This window comes from Chryseobacterium sp. ZHDP1 (genome assembly GCF_018603435.1).
Taxonomy (GTDB): Bacteria; Bacteroidota; Bacteroidia; order Flavobacteriales; family Weeksellaceae; genus Chryseobacterium; species Chryseobacterium indicum.
This window is the reverse complement of record NZ_CP075682.1, coordinates 1,919,196-1,938,873: the sequence shown is the minus strand read 5'-3', so window position 1 is coordinate 1,938,873 and position 19,678 is coordinate 1,919,196. Positions and strand designations below refer to the sequence as shown.

General features: G+C 36.2%; 20 protein-coding genes and 1 other RNA gene. 10 read left to right on the top strand and 11 right to left on the bottom strand.

What is annotated here, in order from left to right; genetic code table 11:
- Nucleotides 1–17 precede the first annotated feature (17 nt).
- The 3 genes from KKI44_RS08855 to rpoN all read left to right on the top strand — a co-directional run bounded on the left by KKI44_RS08855 (nucleotide 18) and on the right by rpoN (nucleotide 2,144).
- Complete coding sequence (locus KKI44_RS08855; RefSeq protein WP_214590671.1) at nucleotides 18–239, top strand: DUF2683 family protein; 222 nt, start codon at nucleotides 18–20, stop codon at nucleotides 237–239.
- A complete protein-coding gene (locus KKI44_RS08850; protein WP_214590670.1) occupies nucleotides 227–520 on the top strand; it encodes a type II toxin-antitoxin system RelE/ParE family toxin in 294 nt (97 codons plus the stop codon). The genes KKI44_RS08855 and KKI44_RS08850 overlap by 13 nt, the downstream gene beginning before the upstream one ends.
- Nucleotides 521–680: 160 nt before the next feature.
- Nucleotides 681–2,144 carry an RNA polymerase factor sigma-54 gene (gene rpoN / locus KKI44_RS08845; RefSeq protein ID WP_214590669.1) on the top strand — a complete coding sequence of 488 codons (1,464 nt, stop codon included), beginning with the start codon at nucleotides 681–683 and terminating at the stop codon, nucleotides 2,142–2,144.
- 155 nt (nucleotides 2,145–2,299) lie between these two features.
- On the opposite strand, the gene KKI44_RS08840 is transcribed toward rpoN, so the two are convergent.
- From KKI44_RS08840 to KKI44_RS08830, 3 genes are all read right to left on the bottom strand, one after another.
- Nucleotides 2,300–3,922 carry an AMP-binding protein gene (locus KKI44_RS08840; protein ID WP_214590668.1) on the bottom strand — a complete coding sequence of 541 codons (1,623 nt, stop codon included), beginning with the start codon at nucleotides 3,920–3,922 and terminating at the stop codon, nucleotides 2,300–2,302.
- Nucleotides 3,923–3,984: 62 nt separating this feature from the next.
- Entirely contained in the window at nucleotides 3,985–4,659 is a 675-nt protein-coding gene (locus tag KKI44_RS08835) for a beta-carotene 15,15'-monooxygenase (RefSeq protein ID WP_214590667.1), read from the bottom strand.
- On the bottom strand, nucleotides 4,652–5,143 hold the full coding sequence (locus KKI44_RS08830) for an RNA polymerase sigma factor (protein WP_076396001.1): 492 nt from the start codon (nucleotides 5,141–5,143) through the stop codon (nucleotides 4,652–4,654). The genes KKI44_RS08835 and KKI44_RS08830 overlap by 8 nt, the downstream gene beginning before the upstream one ends.
- A 194-nt stretch (nucleotides 5,144–5,337) precedes the next feature.
- Between KKI44_RS08830 and rnpB the strand changes: the two genes are divergently transcribed.
- An RNA gene (gene rnpB, locus KKI44_RS08825) (RNase P RNA component class A) lies at nucleotides 5,338–5,662 on the top strand.
- Nucleotides 5,663–5,752: 90 nt separating this feature from the next.
- Here rnpB and KKI44_RS08820 read toward each other — a convergent pair.
- Nucleotides 5,753–6,625 (bottom strand): polyphosphate kinase 2 family protein, encoded by an 873-nt coding sequence (locus KKI44_RS08820; RefSeq protein WP_214590666.1) that lies wholly within the window; start codon nucleotides 6,623–6,625, stop codon nucleotides 5,753–5,755.
- 149 nt (nucleotides 6,626–6,774) lie between these two features.
- Nucleotides 6,775–7,269, bottom strand: coding sequence for a DUF1573 domain-containing protein (locus KKI44_RS08815; protein ID WP_214590665.1), 495 nt, complete (start codon nucleotides 7,267–7,269; stop codon nucleotides 6,775–6,777).
- Between the two features lie 127 nt (nucleotides 7,270–7,396).
- Between KKI44_RS08815 and KKI44_RS08810 the strand changes: the two genes are divergently transcribed.
- The 6 genes from KKI44_RS08810 (at nucleotide 7,397) to KKI44_RS08785 (ending at nucleotide 13,951) form a co-directional block, all read left to right on the top strand.
- The gene (locus KKI44_RS08810) at nucleotides 7,397–10,015 is read left to right on the top strand and encodes a valine--tRNA ligase (RefSeq protein ID WP_214590664.1); all 2,619 of its coding nucleotides are present in this window, start codon (nucleotides 7,397–7,399) and stop codon (nucleotides 10,013–10,015) included.
- A 67-nt stretch (nucleotides 10,016–10,082) separates the two neighbouring features.
- Nucleotides 10,083–10,718 carry a DUF4241 domain-containing protein gene (locus KKI44_RS08805; RefSeq protein WP_214590663.1) on the top strand — a complete coding sequence of 212 codons (636 nt, stop codon included), beginning with the start codon at nucleotides 10,083–10,085 and terminating at the stop codon, nucleotides 10,716–10,718.
- Nucleotides 10,719–10,801: 83 nt separating this feature from the next.
- Nucleotides 10,802–11,692 (top strand): PfkB family carbohydrate kinase, encoded by an 891-nt coding sequence (locus KKI44_RS08800; RefSeq protein ID WP_214590662.1) that lies wholly within the window; start codon nucleotides 10,802–10,804, stop codon nucleotides 11,690–11,692.
- An 86-nt stretch (nucleotides 11,693–11,778) separates the two neighbouring features.
- Nucleotides 11,779–12,618, top strand: a complete 840-nt coding sequence (locus KKI44_RS08795) for an alpha/beta fold hydrolase (RefSeq protein WP_214590661.1) — start codon at nucleotides 11,779–11,781, stop codon at nucleotides 12,616–12,618.
- A 56-nt stretch (nucleotides 12,619–12,674) separates the two neighbouring features.
- Nucleotides 12,675–13,319 carry an HD domain-containing protein gene (locus tag KKI44_RS08790; protein WP_214590660.1) on the top strand — a complete coding sequence of 215 codons (645 nt, stop codon included), beginning with the start codon at nucleotides 12,675–12,677 and terminating at the stop codon, nucleotides 13,317–13,319.
- A 38-nt stretch (nucleotides 13,320–13,357) separates the two neighbouring features.
- Nucleotides 13,358–13,951, top strand: a complete 594-nt coding sequence (locus KKI44_RS08785) for a hypothetical protein (RefSeq protein ID WP_214590659.1) — start codon at nucleotides 13,358–13,360, stop codon at nucleotides 13,949–13,951.
- A 52-nt stretch (nucleotides 13,952–14,003) separates the two neighbouring features.
- Here the strand turns inward: KKI44_RS08785 and KKI44_RS08780 are convergent, their stop codons facing one another.
- The 6 genes from KKI44_RS08780 to KKI44_RS08755 form a co-directional block, all read right to left on the bottom strand.
- A complete protein-coding gene (locus tag KKI44_RS08780) occupies nucleotides 14,004–14,234 on the bottom strand; it encodes a hypothetical protein (RefSeq protein WP_214590658.1) in 231 nt (76 codons plus the stop codon).
- A 193-nt stretch (nucleotides 14,235–14,427) separates the two neighbouring features.
- Nucleotides 14,428–15,318 (bottom strand): DUF72 domain-containing protein, encoded by an 891-nt coding sequence (locus tag KKI44_RS08775; RefSeq protein ID WP_214590657.1) that lies wholly within the window; start codon nucleotides 15,316–15,318, stop codon nucleotides 14,428–14,430.
- Between the two features lie 97 nt (nucleotides 15,319–15,415).
- Entirely contained in the window at nucleotides 15,416–16,984 is a 1,569-nt protein-coding gene (locus KKI44_RS08770) for a hypothetical protein (protein ID WP_214590656.1), read from the bottom strand.
- A 9-nt stretch (nucleotides 16,985–16,993) separates the two neighbouring features.
- Entirely contained in the window at nucleotides 16,994–17,566 is a 573-nt protein-coding gene (locus KKI44_RS08765; protein WP_214590655.1) for a hypothetical protein, read from the bottom strand.
- A gap of 470 nt (nucleotides 17,567–18,036) precedes the next feature.
- On the bottom strand, nucleotides 18,037–18,858 hold the full coding sequence (locus tag KKI44_RS08760) for a hypothetical protein (protein ID WP_214590654.1): 822 nt from the start codon (nucleotides 18,856–18,858) through the stop codon (nucleotides 18,037–18,039).
- 16 nt (nucleotides 18,859–18,874) lie between these two features.
- On the bottom strand, nucleotides 18,875–19,678 hold the full coding sequence (locus KKI44_RS08755; protein ID WP_214590653.1) for a hypothetical protein: 804 nt from the start codon (nucleotides 19,676–19,678) through the stop codon (nucleotides 18,875–18,877).

Here is a 19,678-nt window from a genome sequence, read left to right as displayed (position 1 = left end):
TAACTTTACTTAAAATAATGATGATGAGTACAATTACCATACATACAGAAAACGAAAATCAGATCAATCTTCTGAAAGCTCTTCTGAAAGAGCTGAAAATTAATTTTGAAATTGATAAAGAAGAAAATCTTACAGAGTGGCAGAAGAAACAATTGCTAAAGGGTATAGATGAGGCTGATAAAGGAGATTTTGTTAGTAAAGAAGATGCTAAAGAAATTTTGGATCAATGTTTCAGATAAAATGGACTCGTCAGGCATTGTTATCTTTTGCTGACACATTAAAATATTGGATTGCTCATAATTCTTCCCAAACATATTCAAAAAAGCTAAGAAAAGAAGTTGAGAAAAAAGAAAAACTTATTTCCGAAAATCCGAATATAGGTTCACCCTCTGAAATTGATGATGTTAAATATGTTTTGATTGATAAAAATTTTTCCCTTTATTATCGGGTTAATAAAGATGTTATTGAAATTCTGGCGTTTTGGGATAACAGAAGAGATCCTGAAAATTTGGATATATAAGAATAAAAAAGCCCTGAAAATCATTGTTCAGGGCTTTTTTCGTTTATTTTAAATAGTTTATTATACGTAATTGAATACAAAAATCGTGCTAAAATTTAATTTTGTCAAAAAAAAGTATTAAATTCGTAAAATATGTTATGTTAAAACACCAACTAGTAATATGCTAAAACAACACTTACAACTCAAATTAGGACAAAAGCTGGCTCCCCAGCAAATCCAGTTAATGAAGTTGATCCAGCTTCACACACTGGAGTTTGAAGAGGAACTTGAGAGGGAGTTAGAAGAAAATCCGGCATTGGAGATCGCAAAAGAAGAATCTAAGGAAGATGATTATTCTTCTCTCGAAGATACGTATGAAACAGAAGGAACGGAAAGTATTGAAACGGATTTTGATGTAGACCAATATCTTTACGACGACGAACCAAGTTATAAAACAGCATCCAGCAACTATTCATCAGACGATGAGGAATTTGATAACGAAAGTCTTCTGACAGAAGGGCAGTCTTTGTATGATTATCTCATGGAACAGATTAATCTTGCCAATATTAACAAAGAAGATCTGAAGATTGCGGAATATCTTATCGGAAATCTCGATACAGACGGATATTTAAGAAGAGAAATAAAATCTATTGTTGATGACCTTGCGTTTTCTCAGGGAATTTATACAACGAGAGAAAATGTAGAAGATATTCTGGAAAACTATGTACAGAAGCTTGATCCGCCCGGTGTGGGAGCAAGAGGTCTTCAGGAATGTCTTTTGCTGCAGATTGAGAAAAAAGTAAGCTCAGATAAAGCGGTTTCTCTGGCTGCCAGTATTCTGAGACATCAGTTTGATGCACTTACCAACAAACACTATAACAAGATCATTCAGAAGTATGATATCGAGGAGGAAGATCTGAGAGACGCTCTGGATGAAATTTCAAAATTATCTCCGAAAGTAGGAGGAAACTTTGATACGCAAACCGTTACCATTAATCAGGAAATTATCCCGGATTTTGTAATTCAGGTGAAAGACGGACAGGTTGTTCCGATGCTGAACAGTAAAAACGCACCTACGCTGAGAGTTTCTGAAGAATACAAAGATATTTTATCTACTTATTCTCACGATAAAAATTCAGCAGAACACAAACAGGCGGCTTTGTTCATCAAGCAAAAATTAGATGCGGCAAAATGGTATATTGATGCCATTAATCAGCGCCAGAATACATTATTACAAACCATTACAGCCATTGTAAAATTTCAGAAAGACTATTTCCTTACCGGAGATGAAAAATCTTTGAGACCCATGATTCTTAAAGATATTGCCGATATTACTGGCTTCGATATTTCAACGATTTCAAGGGTGGTAAAAAGTAAATATGCCGATACGCCGAACGGAATTATTTACCTTAAAGATCTGTTCTCGGATAGTTTAACGAACGATGACGGAGAGGAAGTTTCTACAAAAGAAATCAAAATGCATCTTCAGGAAGTGATCAGCAAAGAAAATAAAAGAAAACCTCTAACGGATGATGCTTTAGTGGTTATTCTGAAAGAGCAGGGCTACAATATCGCCAGAAGAACGATTGCAAAGTATCGTGAACAGCTTAATATTCCGGTAGCGAGATTAAGAAAAGAATTATAAAATAGAAAAGCAGTTCAAATCGAACTGCTTTTTTTATTGTTTTTTAATTATCCATAAAGTTGTATTTCATTCTGAAACAGCCTGAAAAGATTCGAACGAAGTTGAAAGAATCTCCATTTGTAAAGAGGATTCTTTCGCTACAAATAACAAGATCTTTAAATCTTTGCCTTATCTAATCCCAATTCCTTTACAGAAATTTCCCGCATTTCCACTTTTCGTACTTTTCCGGAGATTGTCATAGGGAATTCGTCTACAAACTTCCAGTATTTCGGAACTTTATAATGAGCGATTCTGCCTTTGCAATAGTTTAAAAGTTCTTCTTCCGTTACCTGAAAACCTTTTCTCACTTTTACCCACGCCATTACTTCTTCTCCGAATTTCTCGCTCGGAACTCCGATGATCTGAACATCGAGAATATTCGGATACGTGTACAAAAAGTCTTCAATTTCTTTCGGAGAAATATTTTCACCGCCACGGATAATCAGGTCTTTTATCCTGCCCGAAATCGTAATGTAGCCTTCTTCATCCATTACTGCCATATCTCCGGTATGCATCCATCTTCCTTCGTCAAGAACTTTTCTGGTGTTTTCGGGATCGTTCCAGTATTTCAGCATTACAGAATATCCTCTTGTACACAGTTCCCCATGTTCGCCGCGCGCAACGATTTTTCCGTTTTCATCAATGATTTTTATTTCCAGATGATCCTGAACCGTTCCTACCGTATTCACCTGCTTTTCAAATGGGGTTCCGATAAGAGTTTGCGTAGAAACAGGGGAAGTTTCCGTCATTCCGTAGCAGATGCTCATTTCTTTAATATTCATGAGACTTTCCACCTTTTTCATAATTTCCGGAGGGCAGACTGAGCCTGCCATTACGCCTGTTCTTAAACTTGAAAAATCAAAGGTTTCGAAATTTTTTACGGCTAATTCTGCAATAAACATGGTCGGAACTCCGTAAAGCGAGGTGCATTTTTCGTCAGAAACAACTTTCAAAGTGATTTCAGGATCAAAACTGTCATTCGGAATCACCATACAGGCTCCGTGAGCAGTACAGCAGATGTTTCCGATTACCATTCCGAAACAGTGATAAAAAGGAACCGGAATACAGACCCTGTCTTTTTCGGTATACTTTAACCGAATTCCGATAAAATATCCGTTATTTAAAATATTATGATGAGAAAGCGTAACTCCTTTCGGAAAACCCGTCGTTCCTGAAGTATATTGAATATTCAAAGGATCATCAAACTGAACATGCTCCTCAAAACTGTGGAGTGTATCATCAGAAATATGCTGTCCGTTATTTAAAAATTCTTCCCAGTTATCATCAAAGAAAATTTCAGATTTTAAAGTTGAGCAGAATTCTCTTGCATCGGCAATCATCTGTTTATAATCGCTGGATTTGAAAGCCAGAGACGAAAAAATATGGGACATTTCAGACTGATTGATTACAAAGATCAGTTCACTGGTTCTGTAAGCGGGATTGATATTGACTAAAATAACTCCGATTCTTGCGGTTGCATATTGTAAAAGAACCCATTCGTAACGGTTCGTAGACCAGATTCCGATGCGGTCTCCGGATTTTGCTCCCAGAAAAATCAGTGCTTTTGCAACCGCTGTTGTCTGATTGTAAAATTCCTGATAGGTAGCGCGGTAATTTTGATGTACGCAGATTAATGCTTCGTGATTAGGAAATTTTTCAACCGTGTGTTTCAGGTTATTTCCGATGGTTTCACCCAATAAAGAAATGTCGGAAGCACCATGAACATAGGATATTTGCATAGAATAAAAGATTTGGTTAAATAAAATTAACAATAATATCTTAAATTCCTGCAGTTTTCAGTTTAAATTTCCTGCGAATCGATTTCTTTTAACTGCGTTAAATTCTTATCCAATTTTTTAATGATAATTCCATAAACAACCCTGTAATACAGCCATACCATTATTACTGTAAAAACAGTACTTATGATAATACCTGCTACAAATCCTATTAGCGTAGAATTGGTAATTTCTACATTCTGAGTATTTAAGATATAAAAAACAAAGATTGTGAAAATAGAGGTAAAAGTGATTAATAATGCGATATTAATTAAAATAAAGGCATTAACTGTCTTCTTAAATTTAATGATCTTAAGAATAAACTTTTTAAGATTTTCCTCAATTTTTATAACCTTGTAATTCTGATAAAATTTAAGGACAAAATAAGCTGTGATGGCTAAACTTAAAACTTTTAATACAAGATAAATATTGTCGAACGTATTTTCTAATTCCGAAGTTTTCTGTACGCCCAGCTTTGTAAGAATATTAATGAAAGAGTTGGACTCCTTTCCCTGAATGATGTAGAATAATCCTATTAATGTAAAGAATAAAAACTCGAAAACACTGATCCAGAAAATATACTTCACATAATTTCGTGATTTTTTGTTGAGCATCTGAAGAATCTCATTGTTGTTGTATTTTTCCTGAACAGGCTGTTCCTGCCATGTTTTCTTAAAGCTGTCTAAATCAAATTCAGGCATATTTTTCCATCTGTTCTTTAAGGGTTTTCTTTAATCTGTTCATTTTCACACGCGCATTTACTTCGGTTATCCCGAGGTTTTCTGCAATATCCTTATAAGGCAAATCATCCAGATACATCATCACGATTGCTCTTTCCACATTGGGAAGGGTTTTGATTACTGTATACAAAAGTGATACCTGTTGCTGTTTTTCATCATCATCTTCCACAAAATCTGCATGATTAATGTCCAGTTCATTAGTCTGTAAACTTTTGCTTTTTTTTCTGAAAAGGGTGATAGCGGTATTTAAAGCAACACGGTACATCCACGTAGAAATTTTGGAATTTCCTTTAAATGAGTCATAACTTCTCCACAATTGTAACACAATTTCCTGAAAAAGATCTTCCTCGTCCTCCAAAGAATTGGTATAAAGACGCGAAACCTTAATAATCAATCCCTGATTATCCTTAATAAGCTGCGCAAATTCTTTTTCCTTTGAAGCCAATTGGGATGTTTAATTTTTGTAGCACGAAGATAATAATTATTAGTCAATTGTCAATTTTACTTCGTAATTGAATGGTGAATTTTTTCTTTTCATTAAATTGATTTCAATGCTTTATAAATTGAGAATGAATTTTATTGACAATTCACAATCCACAAAATGTGGATTTAATTCACATTTTGCTATCTTTGCAGCCACGAGAAAATCGGCTTGTTGATTTCCCGTTTCACGGGAGGTAGGAAAGTCCGGACACCGTAGAGCAGCAAAGCGGATAACATCCGTCACCCGCGAGGGTAGGACAAGTGCAACAGAAAGGATGTACAGTTCGGCTGTAGTGAAATCAGGTAAACTCTTTGTGGTGCAATGATAAGTATATCGGTTCTTTTCAGCAATGAAAATAGGAGTTGCTCGCTCTGAAAGCCGAGGGGTAATCAGCTAAAGTTTTGCAGCAATGTAAGATGCAGATAAATAACAGGCGCTTCTTCGGAAGAACAAAATCCGGCTTATAGATTTTCTCGTGGTTTTTAGAGTTGGAAGTTAGAGGCTGGAAGAAGGAAGTCTTTAACGCAATCATTTAAACCTCCATCTTCAGGCTCCCATCTTCCCTCCAATTTATTTCTCGCTTTCCAGTTGTTTTTTTGCTTCTTCTAAATCTTTGCGATCCTCTTCCGATAATTTAGGATACTGCAGATTCATTTTTTCCAAAGCATCAATAATAATCTGTATCGCGGCAACTCTTGCAAACCATTTGTTATCAGCAGGAAGAACATACCAAGGCGCGTAATCTTTTGAAGTTTCATTAATTGCCGTTTCATAGCATTCCATATATTTATCGAATAAAGCTCTCTCCGGAAGATCCGCGGCGGAAAATTTCCAGTTTTTTTCCTGTTCGTTAATTCTGTCCAGAAGTCTTTTCTTTTGCTCGTCCTTCGAAACATTCAGGAATATTTTTATAACGGTCGTTCCGTTTTGAGCAAGATGCTTTTCAAAATTTCTGATGCTTTCATAGCGGTTTTCCCAGAATTTATCATCAAAATCCTTAACAGATTTCCATGTTTTTTCGCTTAAATTATACTCAGGATGAACTTTGCAGACCAATACACTTTCATAATGAGAACGGTTAAAAATTCCGATCATGCCTTTTTGAGGTAATGCCAAATAATGTCTCCACAAAAAATCATGCGAGTATTCTTTCGAAGTAGGAGTTTTGAAGCTCGTCACATTGCAGCCTTGCGGATTTACTCCCCCGAAAACGTGCTCAATCATGCTGTCTTTTCCAGCGGCATCCATTGCCTGAAGTACCACCAATAGAGACTGGCTTCCATCCGAATATAACTTCTCCTGAAGCTCACGAAGTTTTTCTTTTTCGTTTAATAATAATTGTTCGCCTTCTTCTTTGGTAAGTTTTCCTTTGTACTCCGTTGAAGCTTTTTTAATGGAAAATTTTCCTTTTACCAAAAAATCGTCTGAAAAGTTAGTGTCCATGTTTATTTTAAATTATTAAAAGATTAAAGATTAATTTTGGCCGCAATCCATAGTTAAAAACCGCTAACCATCAATTAACTTAAATATAAATGTAATAAAAAAACCGCCTCCATGAGACGGTTTCATTTATTTTAGTAAAGATTTTACCATTATGCAGCAGTTTTAGCAGCAGCTTTAGCCGCTTTTTTTGCTTCCTTCTTTGCAGCTTTAGCCGCAGCTTTCTCTTCTTTAGCTTTAGCCTTCAATTCCTCAGGAGTCAATGGTTTTGGATCCGGAGCATTTGGATCTACGTTTCCTTTAATGTAGATTACGCTTCTGCTGTTTACAGGATCGTTAGAAAATACTTCAATCATTTTGTTGAAACCACCATTAATTCCGGTATTGTATCCTACCTTTATTTTAGCTGATTTTCCCGGCAGAATCGGATCCTGGCTGAATTCAGGCGTTGTACATCCGCAAGATGCTTTTACATTCGATAAGATAAGAGGCTTGTCTCCCGTATTGGTTACCGTGAAAAACCTGATGCCGTCTGAACCTGGTTTTACATTTCCGTAGTCGAAAGTAGTTTTGTCAAACGTAATCGTTTGTGCAGATGCAAGAGCGAAGGTTCCGAATAATGCAATTCCTGCGATTAATTTTTTCATATTCTTGAATATTAAATATGTTGTTAGATAAATTTTGAGAAACAAAGTTAAAAATTATTTTAATTCATACTTAAAATATTTTTCTTTAGACTATTTTTGCAAATTGTAAATTAAAGTAAAAGAATTTATGCAGATTTCAGAAAAGTACAATCCACAGGAAACAGAACAAAAGTGGTACAATTACTGGTTGGAAAATAAATACTTCCATTCAGAACCCAATGACAAGCCGCCTTATACTGTTGTAATTCCTCCGCCAAACGTTACGGGGATTTTGCACATGGGGCATATGCTTAACAATACCATTCAGGATGTGCTGGTCCGTCGTGCAAGAATGCAGGGCTTTAATGCTTGCTGGGTTCCGGGAACAGATCATGCTTCTATTGCTACAGAAGCGAAAGTGGTTGCTAAACTGAAGTCTGAAGGAGTCAATAAATCTGATATTACAAGAGAAGAGTTTTTAAAGCACGCCTGGGAATGGACTGATAAATACGGAGGAACAATTCTTGAGCAGCTTAAAAAATTAGGATGTTCATGCGACTGGGACAGAACCCGCTTCACCATGGAGCCGAAACTTTCTCAACAGGTAATTAAATCTTTTGTTGATCTTTACAATAAAGGATTGATTTACCGTGGGTACAGAATGGTCAACTGGGATCCCGAAGCAAAAACCAACATTTCTGATGAAGAAGTAATCTTTAAAGAACAGAACGGAAAATTATATTTCCTGAAATATGCCATTGAGGGATCAGAAGAATTCCTTTCGGTTGCCACAACACGTCCTGAAACCATTTTCGGGGATACTGCAGTGTGTATCAATCCTAATGATGAGAGATACGCTCATTTAAAAGGTAAAAAAGTAATCGTACCAATCGTTAACAGGGTAATTCCGATTATCGAGGACGAATATGTGGATATTGAATTCGGAACAGGGGCTTTGAAAATTACGCCTGCTCATGACATCAATGACTACGAAATAGGACAGAAACATAATCTCCAGATGATTGATGCTTTAGATGATGACGGAAATCTGAACGATCACGGTTTACACTACGCCAGAAAAAACAGATTCGAGGTAAGAAAGCAGATTGCGAAAGAACTGGAAGAAAAAGATCTTTTGCTGAAAGCAGAAGATTACGTAAATAAAGTAGGAACTTCAGAAAGAACTGGTGCGGTAATCGAGCCTAAAGTTTCTGTACAGTGGTTCCTGAAAATGTCTGAAATTGCAAAACCAGCTTTGGATGTTGTAATGGATGATGAGGTTAAATTTTATCCTGAAAAGTTTAAAAATACCTACAAACACTGGATGGAAAACATCCGCGACTGGAATATTTCCCGACAGCTTTGGTGGGGACAGCAAATTCCTGCGTTCTATTATGGTGACGGAGAAAACGATTTCGTTGTTGCAGAAACTATCGAAGAAGCTTTGGCATTAGCCAAAGAGAAAACTCAAAACCCTGAACTCGAAATTCAAAATTTAAAACAAGACGAAGACGCTCTTGATACATGGTTCTCATCATGGTTATGGCCAATGTCGGTTTTCGATGGGTTGCTTGATCCTGAAAACAAAGACATCAGTTATTATTACCCGACTTCAGACCTAGTAACAGGTCCGGATATTATTTTCTTCTGGGTGGCAAGAATGATTATGGCAGGACTGGAGTACAGAAAAGAAGTTCCGTTTAAAAATGTTTATTTCACAGGGATTGTAAGAGATAAGCAGCGAAGAAAGATGTCTAAATCTTTAGGAAATTCACCGGATCCGCTGGAATTAATGGATAAATATGGAGCAGACGGAGTTCGTGTAGGAATTTTATTAAGTTCTGCAGCCGGAAACGACCTTCTTTTTGATGAAGATTTGATGCTTCAGGGAAGAAACTTCATGTCAAAGATCTGGAGTGCTTTCCGATTGATCAATATGTGGAACCATGAAGATAAGCCTGCCAATTCAACAGAACTTCAGGCAATTGAATGGTTTGAAAATAAATTAAATAAAACAATTGCTGAGATCAACGATCAGTTTGAAAAGTTCAGAATTTCTGATGCTTTACATTTAATTTATAAATTAATTTGGGATGATTTCTGCGGTTATTATCTTGAATCAATTAAACCAAACTACGGTGAAGGTATTTCAAAAGATGTTTATAACAAAACAGTTGAGCTTTTTGAGGAATTAATGAAGCAGGTTCATCCGTTTTTACCTTTCCAGTCAGAAGAAATCTGGCAATTAATATCTGAAAGAAAAGCAGAGGAAGCATTGGTTATTGCGCAGCAGAAAAAAGCAGGCGAATTTAATGAAGAAATAATTCGAAAGTTTGAATTTGCTTCAGAAATTATTTCCGGCGTTAGAAATTACCGTCAGACAACTAAAGGGGTTTCACCTAAAGATCCTGTAGAAGTTTATACCAATGCTTCAGAATTTCCTAACGAATCAGTGATTAAGAAATTGGCCAATGTTTCAGAAATTCATTTCGGAACAAAAACGGATAAGCCGAGCTTTACATTTTTGGTAGGCGCAACAGAAATTTCAATTCCATTAAGTGAAAATTTAGATTTGGGAGAAGAGAAAACGAAAACAGAAGAAGAATTAAAATATCTGAAAGGATTTTTGATCTCTGTAGATAAAAAACTTTCCAATGAAAAATTTGTTGCCAACGCAAAACCTGAAGTTGTTGAGACGGAACGAAAAAAGCAAAAAGACGCTCTTGACAAAATTGCAATTTTGGAAGAGAAGCTGAAAAGTTTATAATAATAAGGTTTAGGTTAAAGCTGAGTCTTAAGCTTAGCCTTAACCTAAATCTTAGCCTAAATATGACATGACACACATAGAAAACATCAAAAAACTGTTCTCCAAAAACTTCGTAGAAAGCCCGTTACTGGAAAGCTTTGAAGTTGGGAAAATTTATCTTTCCAGCGGAAAACTTGTTGCCTGTGATCCTCTGATTACAAATGACATGAAACCTTTCTCCATAACATTTCCGAAGGGAGATTTTTCGGTTTTACTGCATAAGGAAAGGGAAAGCAATTGTGTGGCGTATGCCGAAATTATTTTTAGCCAGTCGGAAATTACAGACTGGAAACTGGCAACGACAGAAGGACAGAATATTAAAGATCTTGAGGAAGGAGAAGTTTTCGGATATCCTGTAGAAAGCGGGATGGGCTGCTTTATGGATGTGGATACACAGAATAATCTTAACGAGCTCGAACAAAGACTGTATCACAGCAAAGGAGTCGATTTTATGGGGATTTATGAAGAATTTTTTCATGAATATTTCTTTGATGAAAAAGGAGCAATCGATCAGTTTGCTTTTTTAAAGCCGTCTGAAAACCATCCGGGAACTATTTTTGCTTTTGAAACAGGATATGGTGAAGGTTTTTATGCAAGTTACATCGCCTGCGATAAAAATAACAATCCTGTAAAAATCATCACAGAATTTATTGAAATTAGTTAATAGTCATTAATTTTTTTTGAAATTCTAATTTCATATTATAAATTTGTACAAATCACGGAATATTAAACCATTAAGAAACACTAATGAATTTTTCCTCAGAACAGCCAAGAATTATCGTTGTAGGAAGCTCTTCGATTGATCTTGTTTTAGAAACCGAAAAAGTTCCCTGTGAGAACGAAACGGTTATTGCCCGAAAATCCGAAAGTTACTTTGGTGGAAAGGGAGCCAATCAGGCAGTTGGTGCAGCACGTTTGGGAGCAAGCGTCTACTTTGTAGGCTGTGTGGGTATGGATCCGCTTGGTCAGCAGATCATGAGAAATATGGTGAACGAAAATGTGAATGTAGGCTTTGTCTTCGAAACAGATCGTGAGTCAACCGGTACAGCTTATGTAACTACCTCAGACGGAAACGCGGCAATTGTTGTGGTTCCCGCAGCCAATAACTATCTTAGTGTAGAACATGTGGAAGCGGCAGATAAATATTTTCATACAGCAGATCTTGTTCTTCTTCAGCTTGAAGTTTCTATGAAAGTGATTGAGTATACCGTAAAAAAAGCCAAGAAATATGGTAAAAAAGTAGGTATGTATGCTTCACCTGCACAGCGTCTGAGCGATGAAATTCTAAATAATGTAGATTTTCTTGTGGTAAAAAGCAATGAACTGCATATCGTTTTCGGAGAAGAGCAGAGAGAAGAAATTCTTAAAAAATATTTTAATAAAGTTTTTGTACGAGACGACATTAATTCTACCATTTATTTCGACGGTACAGAAATGAAATACTGTAGAAACGACAAGGATAAAACTGCTTATAAAATGGGAATGGGAGATGCTTTTACGGTAGGATTTTCTATTGCTTTGTGCCATAAAAATTCGATAGCGGAGTGTGTGAAATTCGGGAATGAAGTTTCGGCAAGAGTTTCTGAATCAAAAGGCTCTCAATGTTGTCTTCCCAGACTTTCAGATTTTATTTCATAAGCTATTTGCTACATATCGAAAGTTTTAAACTTAACATAAAATATAAAGTAAAATTTCCACTTTTATAGTGGATTTTTTCTTTTACCATGAAAAAGCTTACATTTACTACATCTGATAATGTTTCAATAGCTGCCCATCTGTTTTTGCCTGAAAAAAGCAATCGTAAACTATTGCTTATCAACTCTGCAACCGGGGTAAAACAACAGATTTATTTTTCCTTTGCCAAATTTTTTTCCGAAAACGGATTTACGGTCATCACTTACGATTATCGTGGAATCGGGCTTTCAAAACCTGAAAATATGAGAGGATTTCATGCTTCCATGAGAATCTGGGGTTCGAAAGATTTTAAAGCAGTTACAGATTATATTCAGAAAAATTTTAATGATTATCAGAAATATTGCCTGGGACATTCCGTAGGTGCTTTAATTTTAGGAATGAATAAAGATGCTGAAATTTTTGAAGAATTTTTCTTCGTGGGAACCCAGAATGCTTTTGTGGGACATTTAAAATTCAAAACGAAAATAGAAGCTTATCTTGGTTTTGGAATTGCCCAGCCTCTAACTACCGCATTATTAGGCTACTTCCCCGGAAATTGGTTCGGACTCGGAGAAAGTCTCCCGAAAAATTGCGCATATGACTGGAGAACCTTAATTTTAAACAGAAAATCGACCAACGGTTTACTGGAAAAAATTGATGATTATTCTAAAAGTTTAAGACAAAAGGTATTTGTTATTCGTGCTGAAGACGATGCCTGGCTCACAGAAAAAGGCGTAAAAAGTCTTATGAATGATACCTATCCGAACCTTAAGCCAACTTACAGACTTGTGAAAACTTCTGAATCGGAAAAAGGTGAAATAGGACACATCAATTTTTTCAGAAGTTACAATAACAAACTGTGGAATATTATTTTAAATGAAATTCCGTAACGAAACATTTTTCTTTCTGACGTGTTGGTCGCCAAATATTTAAAATGATTGATATAATGAAGAATCTGATTGAAAACACGGTAGAATTTGTAAAAGAAAAACTGGAAGGAGCAGAAGCGGGACATGACTGGTTTCATATCGAAAGAGTATGGAAATTATCCAAAAAAATTGCTGAAACCGAAAATTGTAATCATGAAGTGGTAGAACTGGCAGCTTTGCTTCACGATATAGCCGATCCCAAATTTCATAACGGCGATGAAACGCTTGCTTTGAAAGTTTCCCGTGAATATCTCGAAAGCCAGAACGCCGGAGAAGAATTAATTGAGCAGGTTTTGTTCATTATTAAAAATATTTCCTTTAAAAACAGGGGAGAAGTTCCCAAAAATCTTCCTGTTGAACTGAAAATTGTTCAGGATGCAGACCGGATTGATGCTATAGGAGCCATCGGTATCGGAAGAACATTCAATTTCGGAGGCTTTAAAAATAATCCGATGTATGATCCTCATATAGAGCCTAAACTCAATATGTCTAAAGAAGAGTATAAAAAATCCAACGGAACAACCATCAACCATTTCTACGAAAAGCTTTTACTGCTTAAAGATCTTATGAATACGGAAAAAGGAAAAGAAATTGCTGCCGAAAGACACGATTTTATGCTGAAATTTCTCGATCAGTTCTACAAAGAGTGGAATGTCGATTAGTATTCTTTTAAAAGTCTTTAAATAAGTATCTTTGCAGTATGGTATTTATTGTTCTGGTTATCTTCTGGGCTTCTGTTTTTTCTCTCCTTCTTTCTAAGCTGAAGAAAGGGAAAGGCGCAGAGTGGGCAAAATTATTCCGTATCGTTACGATTATTTTTTCATTTTCAATTTTTACCTACTGGTTTATTAAGAAAAGTACTATAGGTATTGTGGAAAATTCGGTAGCGCTTCAGGTTATTAACAAACTTCCGCAGCCACTGGATTTTTATGTACTCACCTTAAATGATGCTGAAGCCGGCAAAGTAATAGAAACAAAACATCTCGGAAAAATCCGCCCGGAGTATTACAGGATAGAATATCTGAAGATGGATAAATCTGATGAATATTGGGTAGTAGGGTATCTGGGTAAAAAGAATCTTGTTTATTTTTCTCAGAATTCGGTTCCGAATAAAAATATAGATCAGATCATTGAAGTTCAGAATTATATTATTCAGAGTTCAAAGCTTTCGGATCTGGCAAAAAAGCAGATTGATACGTACAACCATGAAAATGTGAAGCTCGGAATCTGGATCACTTTAGATTTTCTGCTTTTGTTTCTCAACATCATGCTTTTGCTGCGAAAAAGAAAATAAAAAATCCCAGGCTTTAGTAAAGATTGGGACTTTTTAATGCATTTTAAAAGATTTAGGGATAGTCTAAAATAATCATAATTCTTTCTTTGTGCTCTTCCGGACAGTTTTTAATCAGTTTGTCTTTATTCTGCTTACTGATCTGTTTAGGTTCAAGCCATTCCGTAACGTCGGAACTTAAGCTGTTGTTGTCATAAGTTCTTTTTATTTTTTCGTCTTCATAAAAAGTATAATCGTCTCCGAGCCAGTTACTCGTTATACTTATTGTACAAATTTCCTTTTCCATACTGTTATTGGTTTTTATTGTGATTTGATAATATAGAATCTCTTCTTTCTAATTTACTAATTATAACAATATGAATGAAGCTTTTAGAGTAATTTTTTTTACAGACAAAAAAGTGAATTATTTATAGTGAAAGTGTACTTTTTATTATCAATTATCCCACTTATTAGTGAATAAAATTAAAATTTGTTAAACTTTAAAATAAAGTTCCTGTACTTTCGGTTGCCATTTTTGGTATGTGAATGTCTTGTTTCCACTCTTCATTCACTTTTTTAATGAAATAAGCGGAAAGCAGGGGAGAGGCTTTTTCAATATTCTGATGAACAAAAAAGTACAGATTCTGCAAACCTTCCTCTTTCCATCGGGTAAGATGTCGCATCCAGTCGTCCAGTCTGTCATAATCACTTTCTGCGTTAGCTCCTACATAACGAATGAATGCATTGGGTGTAGTGAGGCGCATATGCAGCATATCTCTTCTTCCTGCCGTATCTACAATAATATTGGTGATGTTGTTTTCTTCGAATAAGTCACATGTTTTATTAAGGATCTCTTCATCCGTAAACCAGTCTGTATTTCTCAGTTCGATTGCAAGAGGAACTTCCTTTGGCCAGTTTTTTACAAATTTTTCCAGTCTTTCATAATCTTTTGGTTTAAAATTATCATGAAGCTGAAGGAAAACCATTCCCAGTTTTTCATCAAAATTTAAAACGGCTGTAGCGAACTGTGTTACCACATCATCAATATTTAAAAGTCTTCTGAAATGAGATACCGTATTTGTGATTTTGGGAAAAAATTTAAAATCAGCCGGAGTTTTTTCTTTCCATGTCTGCACTTGTTCCGGAGTTGGCATACCGTAAAAAGTTGCATTCAGTTCAATAGAATTAAACTGAGTTGCATAGTACGTAAGTTCGTCTTTTGTACCCTTAGGATAAAATCCTTTAAGATCTGTTTTATTCCATTTTGCACATCCTATGGAAATGTTTTCCAGCCCGCTTTTATTCCTGCTCAAAATTTCTTTGGTTCTTGGATGGTCTTTTGGTAACGTAAAATCTATCTTTGAAGGATCTTCAACTTGTCCGAATTTCATATCTGAATATTTTTAGAATTAATATGTAAAACAAAGATAAAAATAAAACCACAGAAAATTTTCTGTGGTTTGCCGGATTATATAATTGGTGAGGTTTTTACTGTACTCCCTGTGTTACCATTTTATTCGATACTACCGAATAAACACATCCCGTTGTTTTTAATGTAACGGTAATAGTTGCCGGAACTGATCTGTAGGCGGTATCACCATAAGGCTCCACGATATTGCCATTAGAATCTTTAAGCGTTTTTCCTTTTATCGTATATGTCATTGTTGCTGTTCCTGTAAATCCACTTGATGGAGTAAATGTAACTATTCCGGTACTTTTATTATAGCTCCATGTTCCTTCAGGAGTTACCTTTCTTCGGTATAAAGTAAGGTCGGTATCCCCTGTTTTTGTAAAGCTGAATGTCGTTTTATCAATATTATTTTTACTTCCTGTAGGCGGAGTTGTAATACTAATAGGACCTTTGTATGCAATATCATTATCCAAAACCGGGATTGAAACTGGCTGGAGTTTACATGTGGTAGCTGCATCATCATTGGCAACAGCAGAATAAGGCAATGTTAGTTTCACATTTCGGATAATATGCTGTTGGTAAGCAGCTCCGGTTGAAGCAGCAAACCCCAGTTTTAAAAATGAAGGTACTGTAGCATTTAAAGTCTGGTTTGTAGCCGCGCCTTCAGTATCTGAACTGTTAAAGTCGGTTACAGCCGGATTCGCATTTTCGGTGTACGGAATTGATGTTTTATAATGATAATAATCAATGATATTAATTGGTGTTCCGTTTTGTGTGGTCTGAATATCGACTTTAATATCGAAGCCGTCTGTAGTAGTTGCCGTTACAAAATGAGGAATCAGATCCAGAAGCACTTTTCTGAATTCACCGTTTCCGTTTCTCAAATCAAATACAGAAGACAGGGTATTAGTGGTTGTGGCATATGATCTGTCTGTCTGTAGTATTCTTCCTACCGTTCCTGTGTTACTTAATGTGGATCTCGTTACTAAAACAGGATATCCTGTATATCCGTCTCCCAAACCATTGGTATTGATGACAGCTCCTTTTGCTCCCCTTAAAGTAACATGGCTTGCCCCTTGGCTCCATGTAACTCCGGCAATACCGTTTACTCTCGATTCTCCCTGAAAACGTTTAGATTTAAAATTTCCGAATTCATCCAAAGCGATTCCGAGATATGCTCCTGACAACCCCGTTTTTCTAAAAGAAGAAAAATCGTTTTTTGCTCTGTTATATGCATATCCTAAACCAGCACCGGGAGCACCGATTGTAGGAGTGGTAACAGATCCGTCATAAAGGAAAAAGGATAACCCGTCTCCATACGAGCCACTGAACGGAGCACCGGATTTCATGTCGTATTCGAATTCTACGTGTAAACCATTCACCGAAGTAAATGTTCTGCCGTTAATAAACAATCCTCCGAACTGGCTGGAACTTGCCGGTGTAAGCTGTACTCCTGTTGCGGTATGAGAGGCGCTTCCCTGTATGGTAAGTTCAGATGCCGATGAAGCATTCATTAATGAACTGGAATACGAGTAAAATCCATAAATACTGGCAACTTCTGTACTGTCTGTCTGTGCATACATGAGATTTGTAAGCAAGGTAAAGATAAGGCTCATCAAAGACAGCCCTGTGAAATTCTTTTTCATGATGTTTACTTATTTTACGACAAAAACAATGTTAATAAAAGAAGCAGGCGTTGCATTTGCCAGTACATCATAGTTTAAAACCCCTGTATTGCTGATGCTGTTAATTCTGAATACAGTAGAATCATACCCTGTTACATAATAATAAAGATCCGTTGCGTTAGGGAAAAAAGGAATTGTTGCAGGCGCAGAGGTACTTCTCGCATTTGTAGGGATATTCGAAAACTGATTTTTATACAGTGTATACAAATCTTTCGTCTGTCCTGACGCAATAGTGGTAGTGTCGAAAACCACACTCGGCATGTAGAAAAATCTCGCCGAATAAGGTGAAAGACATACCCAGTCCGGAGTGGCAGGAGTACCAACGTTTTGGCTTATACACTTTTTATTGGTATCAAAAATAACCAAGCCCGTTGCAGGATTAGTAACCAGTGAAAGGTTGCTGATTCTCGGCAGTAACAGACCTTTTGAACTGCTTGTAATGTCTAAAGAAGAGCTGGGATCAGGTGAACTTGTATTTATACCAACTTGTGCGGTAATGCTGTAAGAAAACATTACCAAAATTAGAGTGATAATTTTGTTCATTAGAAATAATTTTTTTGTGTTTTTAATATTGATAAACTTTTTATCAATAAAATTAATTAAGGTTTCTTTTGTGTGTTTTTATGTTATAAATAAATTCATTTATAATCTTCAAGATTTATGAATGAACTATTTGTTTTTTATTTTCAAAACAACATTTGTTTTATTAATTTAATTAAAATTTCAATTTATAGTTGTGTTTTTAACAATAATAAACTTTGTTGTTAACAAAATACATTTGCAAATATACAAAAAATTTGTTTTTAAAAATATATAAAGCGCAGAGATGCAGTAATTTGATTCACTGGTTAGGGATTGAAAAAGCTATATTTTCAATATTTACAGGTGATTACGCTGGGATACATATTTTTATTTCTTAAATGTTAAAGTTATATTAAAATTTTTTAGGATTAAAAATACCTTGTCTTTCAAGTAATAGAAAACAGTTTGTTACTGTTGCTTTCAGATTATTTTTACTGTCCTAAATAAACAAAAATATAGGCAGATAAATATTTTGGCTGCAGATTAAGGGGAGTACCCGATCCGCCTGTAGAAATTGAGAATGTATGGGTATGAGCTCCTGCAGATGAAGTTGTAGATGTCGTGGCATCATTGTCTACCACCGTTTTAGTATTTCCGGCTTCAACACTGTTTACTATTCCGCTTGCCCTGTCGTTATAGGTATGGCTGTGCGCTCCGGTGTTTGAAGTTGTCGCATTATAAGTAATATTCGGAAGATTGGCCTGTGTAAGGGTAACAGCTGTATTTCCGCCCGTTGCTCCTAATGTTTCCGATGCAGATTTCGCTTTTAAATACCTGTCTGAACTGTCGGGAAGTGAAGCTGTAAAGCCCAATGAAGACGCAGCAGACTGTGCAGTTGCAGACAAGGTAGAAACTGCTCTTCCGTTTAAGAGATACCATCCGTCATGATCTGTCGCTACGTTGCTGTATTTTATGTCTCCCACAGTAGGTATTTGTACTTCCATTTTATTCCATGAACTTCCGTCATTATAATAAATCCCGGGAGTAACACTCGTAAGTGTGGTTGCAGTAGTGGTATTTGTATTATAAACCGTCATTCCGGTAATATGACCTGGAAAAGGGCTCGGATTGTCAGTAGTTATCAACGAAACCTTGGGCATTAAAAGTCCTTTATTGTTATTTTTAGAATAAATTTCCAGCAAAGCATTCGGATTTGGAGTAGGATTGCCGGGAGTTCCGTTTGTAATAAGAACCTGTGCAGAAAGAAACGAAGTAAAAGAAGTTAATATGATGGCGAAAATTATTTTTTTCATTGTTTAAATTTTTGTGTTATTTTCCTAGATAAATAAAATACTGAACCACCAAATGTTTTGGGTATTGCGTAATCGCGGTATTGGTTCCTCCGCTTGCTACGGAAATTGTGTGGCTGTGATCTCCTGCGGCTGCCGTAGTTCTTACTTCTGTATCAATTGTTCTTGTTGTATTAATGCTGCCTGCATTATAGTTCCAGTAGTTTACGCCCCGATTGGTATAGCTGTGGGTGTGCGCTCCTGAAGAAGCCGTAGTTCCCGTAATGTTTACATTCGGAAGATTAGCCTGTGCGATGGAGAAAGAATTGCTTCCTCCTGTTGAGGATACTGCCTCAGAAGTATTTTTACCTTTTAAAATCCGGTCGCTTGAACTTGGAAGTGTTGTACTGAAGCCTAAAGCCGCTGCATTGGTCTGGCTGATTGAAGGCAGGGTGGAAATATTTCTTCCGTTAAGCAGATACCATCCGTCATGGTCGGTTGTTGCCATGCTGGATTTTAGATCGCCGATTTTAGGAAGATCATTATTAATGGACATTAAAACCCACTTGGTCCCATCATTATAATACAACCCGGGAATAACATTATTGGGAGATGTTCCTGCTGTCGCGGTATTGTATACCCACATCCCTTCCACATTGCTTCCGAAAGGTGCTGCAGACGTGGTTGAAGTAAGTGCGACAGTATTCATCAGAAAACCTTTATTGGTACTACTCAGTTCCAGAACAGCAGAATTTGACGGATTAGAAGTTCCAATACCCACTTGGGCTTTGTGTGCAACAAATAAAAATGCAGCAATACATGTATATAAAAATTTTGTCTTCAT